Annotated in this window: 13 protein-coding genes; 9 read left to right on the top strand and 4 right to left on the bottom strand. The window is 43.3% G+C overall.

The genetic code is table 11. The features are described 5' to 3' along the window. Positions 1-49: 49 nt before the first annotated feature. Positions 50-982 carry an ATP-binding protein gene (locus D9T12_RS01150; RefSeq protein WP_130536453.1) on the bottom strand — a complete coding sequence of 311 codons (933 nt, stop codon included), beginning with the start codon at positions 980-982 and terminating at the stop codon, positions 50-52. A gap of 288 nt (positions 983-1,270) precedes the next feature. Between D9T12_RS01150 and topA the strand changes: the two genes are divergently transcribed. The 3 genes from topA to D9T12_RS01165 all read left to right on the top strand — a co-directional run bounded on the left by topA (position 1,271) and on the right by D9T12_RS01165 (position 6,750). Continuing rightward, complete coding sequence (gene topA / locus D9T12_RS01155) at positions 1,271-3,775, top strand: type I DNA topoisomerase (protein WP_130536454.1); 2,505 nt, start codon at positions 1,271-1,273, stop codon at positions 3,773-3,775. Positions 3,776-4,029: 254 nt separating this feature from the next. Beyond that, a complete protein-coding gene (gene argS, locus D9T12_RS01160; RefSeq protein WP_130536455.1) occupies positions 4,030-5,790 on the top strand; it encodes an arginine--tRNA ligase in 1,761 nt (586 codons plus the stop codon). Between the two features lie 132 nt (positions 5,791-5,922). Next, positions 5,923-6,750, top strand: coding sequence for an SPOR domain-containing protein (locus tag D9T12_RS01165; RefSeq protein WP_130536456.1), 828 nt, complete (start codon positions 5,923-5,925; stop codon positions 6,748-6,750). Between the two features lie 138 nt (positions 6,751-6,888). Here D9T12_RS01165 and D9T12_RS01170 read toward each other — a convergent pair whose 3' ends face one another. Further along, positions 6,889-7,950 carry a GGDEF domain-containing protein gene (locus tag D9T12_RS01170; protein WP_240693205.1) on the bottom strand — a complete coding sequence of 354 codons (1,062 nt, stop codon included), beginning with the start codon at positions 7,948-7,950 and terminating at the stop codon, positions 6,889-6,891. 311 nt (positions 7,951-8,261) lie between these two features. On the opposite strand from D9T12_RS01170, the gene D9T12_RS01175 reads away from it, so the two are divergent. The 4 genes from D9T12_RS01175 to D9T12_RS01190 all read left to right on the top strand — a co-directional run bounded on the left by D9T12_RS01175 (position 8,262) and on the right by D9T12_RS01190 (position 12,124). Further along, positions 8,262-8,507 carry an accessory factor UbiK family protein gene (locus D9T12_RS01175; RefSeq protein ID WP_130536457.1) on the top strand — a complete coding sequence of 82 codons (246 nt, stop codon included), beginning with the start codon at positions 8,262-8,264 and terminating at the stop codon, positions 8,505-8,507. 13 nt (positions 8,508-8,520) lie between these two features. Further along, positions 8,521-10,104 carry a YifB family Mg chelatase-like AAA ATPase gene (locus D9T12_RS01180; RefSeq protein ID WP_130536458.1) on the top strand — a complete coding sequence of 528 codons (1,584 nt, stop codon included), beginning with the start codon at positions 8,521-8,523 and terminating at the stop codon, positions 10,102-10,104. 3 nt (positions 10,105-10,107) lie between these two features. Continuing rightward, positions 10,108-10,800, top strand: coding sequence for a sulfite exporter TauE/SafE family protein (locus D9T12_RS01185; RefSeq protein WP_130536459.1), 693 nt, complete (start codon positions 10,108-10,110; stop codon positions 10,798-10,800). 124 nt (positions 10,801-10,924) lie between these two features. Then, positions 10,925-12,124, top strand: coding sequence for a YeeE/YedE family protein (locus D9T12_RS01190; RefSeq protein ID WP_240693206.1), 1,200 nt, complete (start codon positions 10,925-10,927; stop codon positions 12,122-12,124). An 8-nt stretch (positions 12,125-12,132) separates the two neighbouring features. Here the strand turns inward: D9T12_RS01190 and D9T12_RS01195 are convergent, their stop codons facing one another. After that, a complete protein-coding gene (locus D9T12_RS01195) occupies positions 12,133-13,314 on the bottom strand; it encodes an iron-containing alcohol dehydrogenase (protein ID WP_130536460.1) in 1,182 nt (393 codons plus the stop codon). Positions 13,315-13,468: 154 nt separating this feature from the next. Beyond that, positions 13,469-15,508, bottom strand: a complete 2,040-nt coding sequence (gene rep, locus D9T12_RS01200; protein ID WP_130536461.1) for a DNA helicase Rep — start codon at positions 15,506-15,508, stop codon at positions 13,469-13,471. Between the two features lie 202 nt (positions 15,509-15,710). Here rep and D9T12_RS01205 point away from each other — a divergent pair, with 202 nt between their 5' ends. After that, complete coding sequence (locus D9T12_RS01205) at positions 15,711-16,307, top strand: class I SAM-dependent methyltransferase (RefSeq protein WP_130536462.1); 597 nt, start codon at positions 15,711-15,713, stop codon at positions 16,305-16,307. Between the two features lie 488 nt (positions 16,308-16,795). Beyond that, on the top strand, positions 16,796-17,854 hold the full coding sequence (locus tag D9T12_RS01210; protein ID WP_130536463.1) for a CsgG/HfaB family protein: 1,059 nt from the start codon (positions 16,796-16,798) through the stop codon (positions 17,852-17,854). The last annotated feature ends 254 nt before the right edge of the window (positions 17,855-18,108 follow it).

Here is an 18,108-nt window from a genome sequence, read left to right on the forward strand (position 1 = left end):
CGTTATTCAGAGTCGACTAAGTAACGCGTTTTACAGATTATCCGCTGAATTAAATTTTAGTGCGAGCAACGGCAACCCGTCCTTCTTCTTCATAGCGTAATTCATCAAAACTGAAATTTTTTGCAATCAGAATGCCACGACCATTGGGACCAGTTTGATGATAGTCTTCAGGAGTAAGATAGCTTTCATAATCAAAGCCATCGCCAAAATCACGGATGCTGAAATCAATGAACCCTTCTGAGAAGGTAACGCTGATTTCAACAAACTGATGTTCATATTCAGGGCTGTACAGCCGTTTTTTTAAGGCGCTTTCGAATTGACCATCATTTACCAGTTTTGCCTTACTTTCAAAATCAAACCCTAAATTGCCATGCTCCAAGGCATTATTCATTAACTCCAATAACCCGAAACTGGTTTTTTCCGGTGTTTGGGTTAAATAGGATAAAGTCGCAGATAAGCTATGAATGTCTTCCGGGGTTCGAACATGAAAAATTGCATGGCGAAACAGGGTGATGGAGTGCTTGTAGTCAATGACAAAACGGTTGATTTCATTGAAATTGGTCAGGCCTCGAAATGATGAAGATAGGATGTCCAATAAGCGTTCTTCGGAATAAGGTTTGGTAATGAAATAGTAAACCCCATGAGACAGCGCCTGTTTGAAAACGGAAGAATCTGGACGGGTTTGCAGAATGATGGGTTGATAATCATTTGGGTACATTTGAGCGAGCTTTTTTAAGAACTCCCAGTCTCCATTGTGCATGTTGTCTTCATCAAACCATAAAATATCATAGGTATCCCCCAGCTCTTCCATAAACATCTGAGCATGATGCGAGTTCCGAGCAAAATCGATTAATAATCCTGGGTAATCTAATGCTTGAGATAAAAAATATTGCTGGCCAGGTGAAATTCCAATCATCAAAATTCGTTTTGGATCTTGAATGTCGAAAAATTCTGAATTCTGGGGAACGAGTGGTACGCTCATTGCGATTAGACCATTGAAGAGTGAATTTTGCCATTGTCGCACTTTTGCATAAGGGCTTCAATGGAAACGCCTTTTATTGACCAATGTGCTGGTATCTCTTTTTGTGTAGTTTAAATAATTCCTGTCGAAATTGATTGCAAATTATAAAAAATTTATGCACCCTAAAAAAATATAAGAATTCATAAGCGTGGACAAAGCAGTTCCCTGAAAAATAAATTAGAGTGTTTAGGAAATGACTGTAGAAAGTCTCCGAACCGCTTCGATAAGACGGAAAGAAGAGTTGAAAGTATGACAAATTTGGTGATTGTGGAGTCGCCCGCAAAAGCGAAAACCATTGAAAAATATTTGGGCAAAGATTTCGTGGTGCGCTCCAGTTATGGGCATATTCGAGATATCCAGAAAAAAGGGATGGGGATTGATCTGCAAAATGGGTTTGAACCCAGCTATGAAATTTCGTCTGATAAGAAAAAGAATGTGACGGAATTAAGAAAACTCGCAAAAGGCTCTGAGCAGGTTTGGTTGGCAACGGATGAGGACCGCGAGGGGGAAGCGATTGCTTGGCACCTTGCGGAAGCTTTAAATTTAGATGTTAAAACGACCAAGCGTATTGTCTTTCACGAAATCACCAAGCCGGCAATTACCCATGCTGTTGATCATCCGCGCACGATTGATATGGATTTGGTGGATGCGCAGCAGGCGCGCCGAATCTTAGATCGTATCGTGGGCTTTGAATTATCGCCAATTTTGTGGAAAAAAATTCGAACAGGTTTGTCGGCCGGTCGCGTGCAATCAGTTGCCGTGCGATTGATTGTGGAGCGTGAAAAAGAGATTGAAGCTTTTGAAGCCAGCTCGGTTTTCCGTGTTCAAGGGGTATTGGATTTATTGTCACCGGCCGGTGAAAAAGTCGGTGAGCTTGATGTGAAGCGCACGGCAACCTTTGAGAATGAAGCCGATGCGACTGCGTTCCTGCAATCGGTATCAAGCGCGAATTTGCAAGTGTTATCGCTAGAGGAAAAGCCAGCGAAACGTGCACCAAAGGCCCCCTTTACTACTTCGACGTTGCAGCAAGAAGCCTCTTCCAAACTAGGGTTTTCGGTCAAGCAGACTATGATGATCGCCCAGCGATTGTATGAATCTGGGAAAATTACTTATATGCGTACCGATTCTGTGAATCTGTCCGAAGTTGCCATTGCTCAAGCCGAAACACAGATTAAATCTGCCTACGGTGCTGAATATTCCAAACCACGTCGATACAAGACTAAAAACGCTGATGCGCAAGAGGCGCATGAGGCGATTCGACCAACGGATTTCTCAACGGAAAATGTTCCGGGTGAACGTAATGAGCAACGTTTGTATCAGTTAATTTGGCGTCGTGCTATTGCTTCGCAAATGGCTGAAGCACAACTCAAACGCACCACGGTGGAAATCGGAATTGATAATTTACCAACCGATAAGTTGACCGCAAAAGGTGAAGTCGTTACTTTTGATGGTTTCTTGAAAGTCTATGACTTTGGTGGCAAGGATGACGATAAGTTGCTGCCACCAATGACGATTGGTCAAGCGTTGCGTTTAGGCGCTTTAAGTGCTCGTGAAAGTTTTGCACGTCCACCGGCTCGATATAACGAAGCCAGTTTGGTTCGAACACTGGAAGAAATGGGGATTGGTCGTCCGTCAACCTATGCACCAACCATTGATACGGTCCAGCAGCGTGGTTATGTGGTTAAAGAAGATCGTGAAGGCAAAGAGCGCGAGTACCGTGAAGTGTTTCTAAATGCGGAAGGGCTTGAAGCCAAAACGTTGACTGAAATGGCTGGTAGTGAAAAAAATAAGCTGTTCCCGACCGATATTGCTGGGATTGTGACGAACTTTCTGACTAAGCATTTTGGTGAGGTGCTGGATTATCACTTTACGGCAAATGTCGAGGAGAAATTCGATACTATCGCGAAAGGTAAAATCCAGTGGCAGCAAATGCTGGAAGAGTTTTACACACAATTCCATCCTAAAGTCGAAGCGGCTGAAGATGTTTCGCGTGAAGAAGCCGGTCAGGCGCGTCCGCTTGGCAATCACCCAGAAACGGGTGAGCCGATGTTTGTCAAAATTGGCCGTTATGGCCCTTATGTGCAGATTGGTGACGGTGAAAACGATGAAAAGCCTCGTTTTGCCAGCTTAATGCCAGGGCAAAAGATGGATGTGATTAACCTTGAACAAGCGCTGGAGCTTTTCAAGTTGCCGCGACATGTTGGTGATATGCCTGAATCTTATTCTGCGACTGCGGTAGATGGCTCAAAGTTTGGTGTAGACAAAGGTCAAGCGCTGATTGCAAAGCAAGGGCCATTTGGACCTTATTTGGAATATGGCACCAAAAAATACGCACCGATCAAAGGATTTGATCCTCTGAGTATTACACTTGAAGAGTCGGTGGCGATTGTTGAGGCGAAAATTCAAGCCGAAGCAGAAAAGATCGTTAAGACGTTCCCTGAAAACCCAGATGTGAAGATTTTGAAAGGTCGTTGGGGGCCTTATATCACTGACTTGACCACCAAGAAAAACGCCAAAATTGCTAAAGATGAGGATGCTTTGGAGCTGAGTTTAGAAGAGTGTGTCAAACGCTTGGACGAAGCACCTGAGCCAAAAAAACGTGGTCGCGCTGCTGCGAAAAAAGCACCGGCCAAGAAGACGGCAGCGAAAAAAACTGCCGCAAAGAAAAGCACGGCAAAAAAGACAACAGCGAAAAAGGCGCCAGCTAAAAAAACAACCGCTAAGAAAACGACCACTCGAAAAACCTCAGAGTAGTTATGGCGTGAGTTTTCACTGTGTCTGTCAGAATGCTAAAAAATGCTATGAACTCGTCTCGAGGAGTTATGCCTTTGGATGGCGGGTGAAAACCTTCCATGGTTCACGATGTTTTTTAGGCATTCTGGCATAGTCTGTTTTTTTGCTAAACGCCATGTTTCTTCATAATCCTTTCAAAATCCACCGGCTGGTGGATTTTTTGTTAAACTATTTGGCTTATTTTTTGCCAGACTTTCAATAAAAGAGAACCTCGGATGAAGCAGCAAATTGCCCAAATTTTGACTCAAGCCGTTCAAACACTGAAAGAGCAGGGAGTGATTCCTGAAGATGCTCAGCCTCGCATTCATGTTGAAAATACGAAAGATAAATCGCACGGTGATTTTGCAACGAATTTGGCGATGATGTTGACCAAAGTTGCAGGAATGCCCCCGCGTGCTGTGGCAGAGAAAATCATTCCTTTGGTGGAAAGCGATCCTTTGGTGACGAAAGTAGAAATTGCTGGCCCGGGATTCATCAACTTTTTTGTGAATGAATCGGCAAAGTTTGATGTTGTTAAAACGATTTTGGATGAAAAAGATGCCTATGGCCGTGTCAATGTTGGCCAAGGAAAATCGGTGCTGGTGGAGTTTGTGTCGGCAAATCCAACGGGGCCATTGCATGTAGGTCACGGTCGTGGTGCAGCTTATGGTGCAAGCGTCTCGAATCTATTGGATGCCGCCGGTTTTCAAGTTTCGCGTGAATATTATGTGAATGATGCTGGCCGTCAAATGGATATTCTGGCGACATCGGTTTGGCTGCGTTATTTGCAAGCTTGTGGTGAAGAGCTCACGTTTCCAAGTAATGGCTATAAAGGCGATTACATTTTGGATATTGCCGGTCAAATTAAAGTGCAGTTTTCTGAGACGTTGAAAAAACCAGTATTTGAGGTGTTTGCTGGTGTGCATCCCGATGAAGGGCAGCCTGAGGGGGATAAAGAGCTACACATTGACGATTTGATTGTTAAAGCCAAAAACCTGTTAGATTCGCACTACGCAGACGTTTTTAAGATTGCAGTGGATTCAATTCTAGCGGACATTAAAGAAGATCTTGAAGGCTTTAATGTGCGTTTTGATAACTGGTTCTCTGAAAAATCTTTAATGGATTCCGGAGTGATCGATGCGGCGTTAGAGAAGTTGCAAGCGGCCGGAAAAATCTATGAAAAAGGTGGCGCTCTTTGGTTTAAGTCAACCGATTACGGGGATGAAAAAGACCGTGTTGTGGTGCGTGACAATGGATTGAAAACCTATTTTGCCTCGGATATTGCTTATCACTTCAATAAATTAGAACGTGGCTTTGATTTATTGATTGATATTTGGGGGTCAGATCACCACGGTTATATTCCTCGGGTTCGCGCAGCAATGGAGGCGATGGAAACTGATCCAACTCAGCTTGAAGTCCTGTTGGTGCAATTTGCGATACTATATCGTGGTGGGGAAAAGCTTGCCATGTCCACTCGCTCGGGAGAGTTTGTCACGCTTAGAGAGTTGCGTGAAGAAGTCGGTGTTGATGCGGCACGTTTTTTCTATGTGCAACGGAAATCAGAGCAGCATATGGATTTTGATTTGGATTTGGCTAAATCGCAATCAAATGAAAATCCTGTTTACTATATTCAATACGCCCACGCGCGAATTTGCCGTGTTTTGTCGCAATCTGTCGACAAAGGTTACCAACTTGACCTAAATGCAGGCTTGGCGAGTTTAGATAAGTTGACCTTAGAGCATGAAGCAGATTTGGCGACGGAATTAGCGAAGTTCCCTGAGATTATTGCTCGAGCGGCAGTGGTGTATGAACCTCATCAGATTGCTTATTATTTAAAAGATGTTGCGAATGCGTTCCACAGTTACTACAACGCAGGCCAGTTTATCGTCGAAGATGATGCTATACGCCAAGCGCGTCTCACTTTGATTTCGGCCACTAAGCAAGTGTTACAGAATGGTTTGACGTTGTTGGATGTTTCAGCGCCAGAGTCAATGTAGAGGCTAACTAGCCCTAAGGAACCTTTGATTCAATCAGAGTTTCCCTAAGCGAGAATGTAATTTTTTACTTGAAACTGCGATATAAGAACCTACCGGCCGGTAGGTTTTTTGTTTATGAGTTAGGAAGGGTGCATGGCTTACGACCATAATCTTCGTCAAAAAAAGAATGCGCAAAAGGCTGCAGAAGATGTGTTTGAACCGAAATCACATCGGGATGAACGTATTCTTTTGAGTCATGCCTCTAAGTCAACTTGGTTGGCGACCATTGGAATTCTTGTGGCGATGGCTGTGGTCTATTGGGTCGTTACGCACTTTGGCACAAAGGGATTGAAAAGCAGTCAGCAAACTCAGCCGATGGTTGAATTGGTGTCTGAAGCGGACTTGGATGCTGAAGTAAGTTCAGAATTAGAGTCTTTGGATAGCATCAATGACGCTCAAGCTGAAACCGAAGGTGTTTCTGTAGAGTCATCAGAAAACTCTCAATCAGCAACCACTTCAGAGCTTGTGGAGGCTTCTGAAAGTCAAGATGCATTGTCTTGGAGTTTTAATGGTTCTGATGACGTTGAATCGCAACCGGCCGGTCAGAGGTCTTCAGGCGTGATTCAGCGTGATTCTCTTCCGCTTCCTGCTGAGGCAACGAGTCAGGCGAAAATGACCTTTTATGAGGAAATGCAGCAAGTTGAAGTGCCTCTCGATGACTCAGAAAAATATCCAATTCAGTTAGAAGTGCCTGAATACATTGTTGCAGGAAGCTTTTATCGAGAAGCGGATGCTCGTAGGGAATTAAAGCGTCTGTCTTCTTACGGCCAAAAATTACTGCTCTCTGAAAGTAGTGGTAAAGGGAATCGGATAGTTTATGTTCTTAAAACTCAGGCGTATGATAATCGCCGTGAATTAGGGGCGCGAAAAAATGAACTGCGAGATTTAGGTGCAAGGGTTCGCAGTTATCCGGTGAAGTAACCATAACCGTTACGGAATTGGTCTTTTACTTGCCTAAAAATCTATAGAGCTTGGATATTGATTGGAAAACGTTTTAAGTAACTCCAAGCAGTGTAGATTTACTAGAAAGCCTTTCTTATAAATAGGTTTGCTGAAAGGCTAACGTAAAAGCTCCAAGTCTAGTTCTGTAACAACCCGATTTCGTCCAGATTTCTTCGCATGATACAGCGCATCATCGGCGCGCTTCACAAACTCTTCTGGTTCTTCGATTGCTTTAAACTTTGAAATACCGAAAGACGCGGTGACAGTTCTAAGTGGCTCGGTTGAATTTTTACGCTTCAGGTGAGCCGCTTCAATCTCTTTTCGGCAACTCTCAGCAATTTCTATTGGAACTTCAATGTCTGGGCCTTTGATTAAAAGTGCAAACTCTTCACCGCCATAACGACAGGTGACCTGATTCGGAATTTGATTTCGTTTAAGGATGTTTGAGTAGTAACGCAAGATGCTGTCACCAATTAGATGACCGTAGGTATCGTTGAAACTCTTGAAATGGTCAATGTCACTGAGTATCAAATAAACATTTTCTTCGGTTTCGCCATTAATGACTTCATCAGTTAATTCTTTAAGAGACATGTTAAAGGCTTTACGGTTGCCGATTTGCGTCAACTCGTCTTTCAAGGCTTCAGCTTTTGCATCAACAAGTTGTTGGCGCAGTTTGTTGATTTCTTCTGCGCTTTCGCTCATTTCTGCGGTAAATTTCTGACTGCTTTCTTGCATTGAATTTGCAGTGCTCAAGACATCGGAAGTAATTTTTCGTACTTGATGTTGGTCGAGGTTGTCAGCACTCAGTTGGTCGGTACAACTTTCCAAACGATTGGTTTGCTCCTCAAGTTTGTCGCCCCAAGCTTGAATGCGCTTGGCCATCATTTCCAGCAAACGCTTTAGTGCTTTATCAAAGCCTAATTGATCCTCCATGTCTTGGTCGGCAAAATAGGTTTGATAAAGTCGTCGACCAGCGCGGTCGTGATAGCCAAATGGATCTTGAAGAATGGCATCCATTTCAGCTCGAAACTGAGGGTTTTCGCCTTTGTAATATTGGTACCAGATATAGTAATTCAATGGCGTTGGGTTAATGTTTTGCTCTTCAAAAGAATCAATTATGCGATTGAAATAGCGTAATGCTTTCTCTTGATCATCTTGTATTTCTAACATGTCCAACATATCCGATAACTTTTTATTTTTGCCTTATATTAAAGGCGTTTAGGGCTTCACTGTGCAATAGTGGCGCAATGTCTTAGAATAGAGAATCCATGTGATTTTGTCTAGTAAACTTCTGCGACAGATTTGGATTTTGCAGGCATTTTGGCGTTAAATTTCAGAGTAATTGATTTACTTTAAGATTTGCGAAATTTTTTGATGCAAGGTGCGCAAGTAGAGTTCGTTCCAAGTCAGGATTGTTAGGCAGACTATAACTCACTTTTTTCATTTACATTATGTTACCTTAAACATTCAGTCAACTCAGAGGAGTTAATATGATTCAGCCTCCACCTATTGACCAGTTAATCGGTCAATTATCCAAATCGATTCCGCAAGGTTTTGGAGACCAAAATGACCAGATTAAACAACAAATGAAATCCATTCTGTCTCGCTGGTTAGAGGAAATGGATTTTGTGACTCGTGAAGAATTTGAAGTGCAGAAAGCCGTTTTACAAAAAACGCGTCAAAAACTAGATGAATTGAGTCAGCGTTTAGATGAAATAGACGCTGGTCACGACTAAAAAGAGACTATGAATGGGATTTGCACGAGTTTATTCCCGAGCATTGTTGGGGGTTGATTCCCCTCAGGTACTTGTTGAAGTGCATATCAGTAATGGTTTGCCAAGCTTAACCATCGTGGGTTTGCCGGAAGCTTCGGTTAAAGAGAGCCGAGAACGTGTTCGAAGTGCATTGCTTAATGCGGGGTTTGACATGCCGGTTCAGCGAATTACGGTCAATCTTGCGCCTGCGGATTTACCGAAATCCGGTGGACGTTACGACTTAGCCATTGCTGTCGGTATTCTGATTGCGTCAAATCAGATTTCATTACCTGATGGTTTGAATGGCGATGGATCTCTTGAAACATTTGAATTTTTTTCCGAGTTAGCTTTAAACGGAAACAGTCGTGCGATTGCTGGAGTTCTGCCAAGCTTGTTATCTGCTCAAGCAGCTGGACGTATCTCCGTTGTCGCTTGGGATAATGCTGAAGAAGTCGCTTTGCTTCAGCAAGCTTGGCAACAAATTCATCACATGGGTGAAAATTCTTACCGGCCGGTTATTGTTGCCAAAGATTTGAATGCGGTCGCAACGGCTTTATCCACTGACACACCAGACGTTTTTACGAGTCAGGAATTTTCAGCGGTGGATTATGTTCCTACTCTATGTCTGTCGGATATTCGAGGTCAACGACAGGCCAAGCGCGTATTGGAGTTGTGTGCTTCTGGTGGTCATAGTCTGCTGATGGTTGGAGAGCCGGGCGCTGGCAAAACCATGTTGGCTTCTCGGTTGCCAGGAATTTTACCTAAAATGTTGCCGGAACAGGCATTGGAAACAGCCGCTATCCATTCTATTGCTGGTCGACCAAGAGATTTGGAACACTTTTTTGAGAGACCATTTTTGCAGCCTCATCACACGGCTTCAGCCGTCTCTCTTATTGGGGGTGGTTCAAATCCAAAACCGGGTGCTATTTCTTTAGCGCATAATGGAGTGTTGTTTTTAGATGAGCTTCCTGAATTTAGCCGGCCGGTATTAGAAGCGCTACGCGAACCTTTGGAAAATCGAAAAGTCGAAATTTCACGAGTGCGCCAGCAGGCTTGTTTTCCGGCAAGTTTTCAGCTTGTGGTTGCGCTTAATCCTTCGCCTTCAGGATATTTTCCTGATGATCGTAAAGGGCGTTGTAAAGACACGCCGAATGAAATTAATCGTTATCTAAAGAAAATATCAGGGCCGTTATTGGATCGCATTGATTGCCATTTGGAAGTACCTGCTGTAGACGTTTCGGAGTTACAAAGAGCTGATAATGTTGAAGGTGCAGAGGCCGAAACCAGCCTTGATGTAAGAGCTCGGGTTGAAGTCTGTCAGGCAAGGCAAATTGAACGCCAAGGATGTCTAAACGCTTTTTTGGAGAACAAACAATTACAATCCCTCAATTTGGATGAGACTTCAATGCAATTGCTGAAGGTTGCTACCGAGGAGCTAGGGTTGTCGGCGCGTGCTTATTACCGAACTCTTCGTCTGGCACAAACGCTAGCGGATATGGAATCCACAGAGATTCAAGCGATGCATGTTGCTGAAGCACTTTCTTATCGACCTTCTCAACGATTTTTGGAATTAGTGTAATCAATGGAATGGACACTGTTAGTTACCGCCGCCATGGTGGGTTTATTGGGTGGTGTGCACTGTTTAGGCATGTGCGGTGGAGTTGTTGGTACACTTACGTTTAGTTTGGATGTTCGCAATCAACAAAGTTGGTGGCGAATGCTGCCATTTCAGTTCGCTTACAATATGGGGCGAATTTTAAGCTATATGGTGATTGGTGCAATTTTTGGACTGATTGGAATGGCAATGGGATCGCTATCCGCGATGCTTCCAGTGCAACAAGCTTTACAAATTTTTGCCGGCATTTTTATGATTGCGTTGGGTTTGTATCTTGGCGGTTGGTGGTTTGGCGTCGCTAAAATTGAAAAAGTCGGTCAAGGACTCTGGCATAGGTTGCAACCTTATGCGCAGCGCATGACGCCTGTGAGTTCACCTTTGCAAGCATTTAGCTATGGGCTGGTTTGGGGCTGGTTGCCCTGTGGCTTGGTTTACAGTACTTTGATTATGGCGATGACCGCTGGTGGTGCACTAGAAGGTGCTTTAGTCATGATGGCTTTTGGTCTGGGAACCTTGCCAAATTTAATGTTGATGGGAGTATTTGCGTTTTACTTCACTCGGTTGGCTCGCACGACTTGGGTTAAAACATTGGCTGGATTAGGTGTGATTGGCATGGGCGTTTACCAAATTTATTTAGCTAGTGTGGTTTCGGTCGGTTGATATTTGCCAAATCTTCAGCAAGCGTTTGTCCTGTTTTGAATTCTTGTGTGGTCATAAGTATTACTTTCTTTTTGATATAGAATTTACTTATTAAAATAGACTGATGATTTTAATAAGGATGTCTATGTCTTCCTTCTCTTTATTCTTTACCGGCCGGTTAAGTTTTATGCAAACGGTTCTAATAATTGGTTTGTTATTGATTTTAACGGCGCTTTATCAGGCTTCACAAAGTCCGATTTCTCTTGTTACGTTCGTTATTGCTTTGGCAATGGGCGCGGTTCTCAATGGCTTGCATTTTGGATTTAGTCGTAGTTTTAGAGAACTGATTTTAGAACGAAAAACGCTCGCTGTTCGTGCGATTATTTGGATGTTGGCGTTGGTGCTTGTTCTGTTTGGCTGGTTACAAAATACTGCTGACAGTTTACAAGGTGAGGCGCTTTATGGTTTTATCCGGCCGGTAGGTGTTTATAGTCTGCTGGGAGCTTTTCTGTTTGGAGTCGGGATGCAGCTGGGTATCGGTTGTACTTCTGGAACGCTGAATCGAGCAGGGCAGTTGCAAGTGCTGTCGATTCCAACCTTGTTCATGATGATCGTCGGTGGCACCGTAGCTGTTTGGAGCCAAGAGCTTTGGCAAGCATGGCCAGCGGTTGCGCCATGGGCGTTTCAGCACAGCGTTCATTGGTTGGTTGCAATCGCTGTTCAATTGCTGTTGTTATTAGTTATTTATCGAAGTTTATTGATATTTGAACGGACTTCAAACGGACAAGTTCAGACATTGCTCCAACTCAAAAAAAGGGGGGATTCAGCATACTGGCATCCGTGGTTATTAGCGGGATTGAGTTTGGCCACGCTGAATGCGCTGTTGTTTTGGGTGTCCGGCTCACCTTGGTCGATTAGTTCAATTTTCCCTTATTGGGGAGTCCACTTGATTGAGCTATTGAAACTTCCTGTTGATTGGCAATTTTGGGATTATGTCATGGAAAATCCGAATCATTTAGCGTCTGAAGCCATCAACCATACTGTCAGCTTAACAACTTGGGGAGTGCTTTTCGGCGCTTTGTTTGTGACTCTCTGGCAAACCAGTGGGCAGTCTAATGCAAAGCAAAATAGGTCAGTTAAATCTGTTTCGCATTGGCGAGCTTGGTTGGTCAGCTCGGTTGCAGGGTTCATTATGGGGTTAGGCGCAGTCATGGCATCGGGTTGCAATATCGGTGCGTTTTTCAGTGGCATTGCTTCTGGTAGTTTGCATGGCTGGGTTTGGTTGCCTGCCGCATTGATTGGAAACTGGGCAGGGCTTTATTTGAAACGATTTTTATCGCTGTAGTTTTCACTCTATAGGCTTTGTTTCATTGCATTAATCAGCACTTCATTCGGCAAGCTCACCACATTTCCAAGCATGCTGCCTGAACGACAATTATCTATTACCGGCTGAAGATTGTCTGCCGTTAGGCCATATTGTCCCAGACCTTGTGGCGTGTAGGTTTGGGCGTAATGCTTGAGTGTCAGAATCAAATCCTCAAGCGTCTCACCGTCAAACAGTTTGGCAATTGTTTGGTATTTATCGAGTGTTGATTTCGCCAATTCGCTACTGTTCTTGTGCAAAGCTTCGATATTCGCTTGCGTGATGGGAGCAAGAAGTTTGGCGCACACTATGCCATGTGGTGCTTCAAAGAATGCCCCGATTGGGCCGGCTAGGCCATGAACGGCTCCTAAGCCGGCATTAGCAAGTGTCGTTCCAGAGAGAGTCGCAGCAAGCATGAGGTTGCTATAGCCCATGTTTTGTTCGGTTTCTTTATCAGAGTCAATGGCTTCAAACGCGCCTTTGAACAGTTTCATGCCTTGAAGCGCGAGTGCATCGGTAATGGGGTTGGCATTTTTTGTGGTGTAGCTTTCCAATAGCTGAGTAAAAGCATCCATTCCTGTGGCGTATAAAACATCTTTCGGACAGCTTTTTAACAGTTCTGGATCAAGCCAGACTGATCTGGCGAGAAGTTTATTGTCGCGAAACGATTTTTTAAAATAGCCAATGCGCGATAAAACCGCGTTTTTGGTGGTTTCTGAGCCTGTACCTGCGGTGGTTGGAACGGCGATAAAAGGACAAGTTTCAACATTGAATGGTTTGCCTGCGCCAACGCCTTCAAGGTAGTCCATCACCGAAGTTTGACTGGGAATTAGGCCTGCGACAGCTTTGGCGGCATCGAGAACACTGCCTCCACCGAGTGCAACCACTGCCGTGGAATCTGCATCACATTTCAAGACGATTTCATCCACTAGATCCGGTGAAGGTTCACCGCTGACAATAAAATGTTGAATCGTATGTGATTGGCTTAAGGTTTCTAAAAGCTCCGCTCCAAATTGCCCTGTTTGAGAAATTGACCGGCCGGTCAAAAGCACTAATTTGCCAGCATAATTTTTTTGTAAGAACTCTGATAATTGGCTGCGAATGCCTAATCCAAAATGCATTTCAGGGTGCGTTGCAAAACTAAAGTTGGCAATAGGATGATTTGAGTACATTTGGAGTCTCCGGGCTTTGAGTTGACAAAAGTCGATATGCGTTAAGTCTTTCAAAAAGACACTGTTCACCATCTTTGGTCGCTCGGCTCAGCCTATCCCATGGGCTTCGACGCATTTTGAAAGACTTAATAATGCATATCTTTTGAAATTAGCGCTAAACCGCCTTTTGATTTAACATCGCTTTGATGTTTTCCAGGTGGTCATTGCCTTGTTGCAGATTTTCTTCTTTGCTAATGACCACGCCTGGTTTACCCTCCCATTTCAAGCCCTCTTCAGGGATTTCAAACAGAAAGCGGCTTGGCTCACACGCGACATCTTCACCACCTTTTCGGCGCTTATTGGCGTAGGTCATGGTCAAACTGCGTTTGGCCCGTGTCACGCCAACATAAGCCAAGCGACGTTCTTCTTCAAGACCCGGTGATTCCATGTTTTGTTTATGCGGCAAAAGCTCTTCTTCCATGCCGATTAAATAGACATGTGGGAACTCAAGACCCTTTGAGGCGTGAAGTGTCATCAGACTAACCATGTCTTGCTCTTGGTCAGATTCATTTCGATCCAGCATATCACGCAATGCCAAATGAGAAACAATCGATGTGAGTGTGCGTTCCTCATTGTCTTCGGTCAGCGCTTTATTAACAATGCGCTCAATCCAGACAATAAAATCACGGACATTGTTAATGCGTTTTTCAGCTTGTTTGGGGGTGTTGGCCGTTTCATGCAGCCAGTTGTCGTATTCTATCTTTTCCATCAGCGCTTTAATAAAATGAATCACCGCTTCACCGGCAATCGAATCGGCTTCTTTAATCCATTCCAGCAGCATTTCACTGAAAAAGCCAACGCGTTTCATCGCCTTTTCGGACAACTCTTGGGTGATGCCAAATTCTTGGGTGGCATCAAATAGGCTGATATTGCGTCGAGTCGCGTAGGTGGCGAGTTTTTCTAATGTGGAAGCACCAATTTCACGGCGCGGCGTATTAATAACGCGTAAGAATGCGGCATCGTCATCGGGGTTGGTAATGAGCTTGAGATAACTCATCACATCTTTGATTTCTGCGTGGTCAAAAAACGATTTTCCGCCAGAGATGACATAAGGAATATTTTGTTCGCGTAGTGCACGTTCAATTAATCGTGCTTGATGATTTCCGCGATACAAAATCGCATAGTCTTTGTGTTTGGTGCGATGTTTAAAGCGGTGCATGACCATTTCAGACACCACGCGCTCGGCTTCTTGGGTTTCATTGGCGCAGGCAATGACGCGCAAGTCTTCACCTAAGCCCATTTCCGACCACAGGCTTTTTTCAAACACGTGAGTGTTGTTAGCAATCAGTTGGTTAGCTGCGGTCAAAATCCGATTACTTGACCGATAATTCTGCTCAAGCTTAATGAGCTCAAGAGAAGGAAAGTCCTCTTTCAGCAAAGCTAAGTTTTCTGGCTGTGCACCACGCCAAGCGTAAATGGATTGGTCATCATCGCCAACCACGGTAAAGCGTGCTTGGATGCCAACGAGTAATTTAACCAATTGATATTGCGCGGCATTGGTATCTTGATACTCATCGACCAATAGATAACGCACGCGGTTTTGCCATTTTTCTAGCACGTCTGGGTTTTGCTGGAAGAGTGTCACTGGCAAGGTAATCAGATCGTCAAAATCAACGGCGTTATAGGCACGAATCTGTTTTTGATAGAGTTGATATAAAACCGCTCGAGCTTGTTCCGTTGCATCTTCAGCGTTTTCAATCGCTTGCTCAGGGGAAATATGGGCATTTTTCCAACGTGAAATATCCCACTGCACGCCATCTAGGACTTCAGGATCAACAGTTTGTTTAGACATTAATTCTTTTAAAATCTGTCCGCTGTCGGTGGCATCCATAATGGTAAAGTTGGCCTTAAACCCTAGGTGTTTGTATTCACGGCGAATAATGTTTAAACCAAGGTTGTGGAAAGTGGAAACATTCAGCCCTTTGGAATTGTCGTCTTTGAGCAGCTTAAACACACGCTCTTTCATCTCTTTCGCTGACTTGTTGGTAAAGGTGACAGCATAGATGTGATGTGGAGCGACTTGATGATGCCGAATCAAATAAGCGATTTTCTCGGTAATCACCCGTGTTTTACCCGAACCAGCACCGGCCAGAACCAAAGCCGGGGTTTCAACGTGTTTAACAGCCATGTGTTGACGATCATTCAATGAATGCATAAAGAGGAATCTTGTATTGGAATGCTTAAAAATGTAAGTCGCATATTTTAGCAAAGCCAATATAAATTCAACACACAATTCAAAGTCTACCGGCCGGTATCTTTTTTTAATGACGCTACCGAGTTAGTCAGTGAAGGTATAATTGGCAAATTACGATTTTCCAAATTTTCCAAATTTTTTTCTAAGGATTTTAGGAGGCCATATGGCAAAACTCTCAGCGCAAGAGATTGCAAAACTCAAAGCTGATATTCAATTTACTGAAGTTTTGAAAGATAAGACTTTGCAGTTTCGCAGTACTTGGGGGATTTTTAGCCCACGAGAAATTGATGCTGGAACACACTTGCTGCTTAAACACCTCGATATTAAAGAAGATGAAATCGCTTTAGATTTAGGCTGTGGTTACGGGCCAATCGGTTTAACAATTGCTGCTTGTGCACCAAAAGGTGAGATTCATATGGTCGACAAAGATTTTATGGCAGTGGAATACGCAAACCGTAATGCAGAATTGAACGGGTTGAACCATGCTAAAGCGTATTTATCGAACGGTTTAAGTAATGTGCCAAAAGATTTGCAGTTCACGACAGTTGTTTCCAATGTGCCTGCAAAAGTTGGAAAAGAGATGTTGAGCATTATGTTGCATGATATTCATGCACAGTTGGCGCCAGGTGGACAGCTTGTGGTGGTGACTATAAACGGACTTCGCGACTATATGAAGCGAAACTTTAACGAGGTTTTTGGGAACTATAAAAAGGTCAAACAAGGGAAAGACTATACGATTTCACGAGCGGTGAAGGAGTGAAATCGACAGAGAGAGGAAAGGATTTGTATAAAACAGCAATTTTAAGAGGTTGTAGTGGATAAAATTCCCCCCCCCAAATACTGACGCATCCAGTTTTTCTGGGACTGGATGGAAATGCAAAAATAGTCAGAGCTCAGCTTTTCTTTGTTAGTTCAATAGGTTTGGTACTTTCCTTTTTTAATTTAAATATTAGTGAGGAATCATCCATCCTAGGAATCAAGTTTCAAAACCTTGAGTCTTGGTTGTCTTCATATAAAGCTAACTTTGTTTATGATTGCTTGTGTTTGTTGGCAAGTACTTTATTTATCTATTAAGCCTTTAGTTTAGTGAGTTTTACCAATTACTACGCAGTACATTAGTCGACCTGTAATTTGATTTATATCAATTTTTGTATTTTTTAGGTGTCTTTTATCACTTAAATGTAGCAAGATGTGCTGTTGTATATTCCATCTTTCTTTTTAAAAATATCTTTTTATACAGGTTTAATAATGACTAAAACTTCTATTTTTAGCGGTAAAAGTTTGCTCAAACTTTCTGCGATTTTTGCCTTTGCCTTAGGCGTTTCAGGTTGTATGTCGAACATGAACCCCGGTTCAAGCGATGCTAAAACAACCGCGACTGGTTCTGCTGGTGGCGCGAATTCTCAAAATGCGAACAGTGGCTTGGAGCGATGCGATGCGACTTTAGGAACTTTGGCAATTTATGAAGACCAAACAGAATCTTGGTATCGATATTTAAGTCGAGATTTGAGATTACCGTCAACCACGCCTGTTATTCGTCTATTAGCACAACAATCTAACTGTTTTGTCATTGTTGAGCGTGGAAAAGCATTCAAACAAATGCAACAAGAGCGACAGATAATGAATTCTGGTGAGATGCGATCAGGTTCAAACTTCTCTAAAGGTCAAATGGTTGCAGCGGATTATACGGTCACGCCTTCTATCACATTCAGTTCTAATGATACCGGTGGCGGTGGTGCCGTTGTCGGTGCGATATTTGGCAGTTTAGCCGGAGCAGTTGCGGGTGGTTTTAAAAACAGTGATGCAAGCACGATGCTGACTATGATTGACAACCGTTCAGGGGTTCAGCTTGCTGCGTCAGAAGGAAGTGCAAGAAATACTGATTTCTCACTGTTTGGTGGACTATTCGCTGGAGCAGCAGCAGGGGGGGCGGGTGCATATTCAAAAACGCCAGAAGGTAAAGTACTTGTTGCAGCTTTCACCGATTCTATGAATGGTTTAATTAAAGCGCTTAAAGCTTACAAAGCACAAGAAGTGAATGGTGGCCTTGGTTCTGGCGGTAATTTAGGTGTTCAGGGTGCTACGACGACTCTTGATGGTGTAATGACAGAGCGTCGATATGACAATGCATTAAAAATGTATGAGTATAAAATCGTAACGAAAGATAAATCTCAGACATACCGATTTAATCACAGTAAAAAAATTCCATATAAAAACGACTTGGTTCGTTTTAGAACGAGTGGAAATAAGGTTGATCCAGAAAGCATCTTATTGCTTGAAAGAAAGTATGTTCAAAAATACTGGTAATCTATACTGATTATTTGGCTTTTCTAAAGCCTTTAATCTAAGCTTAATTCATTGTTTTTTAATAAATCAATGGGTTAGGCTTTTATTTTTGGCTAGATATGCCACCCCTCCTCCATTTTTACGACCTTTCAAAAATAGAAATTTATGCTTGAAGTTTGAGGCGCGTTCTCATAAACGCTTTAAGGCAAAATCTGAATGGTTGTTGAATTTTTTATTTGAGAAGCCTGTCACTATCGCTATATGAAGCAGTGATG

The organism is Thiomicrorhabdus indica (assembly GCF_004293625.1).
GTDB classification, from domain to species: Bacteria; Pseudomonadota; Gammaproteobacteria; order Thiomicrospirales; family Thiomicrospiraceae; genus Thiomicrorhabdus; species Thiomicrorhabdus indica.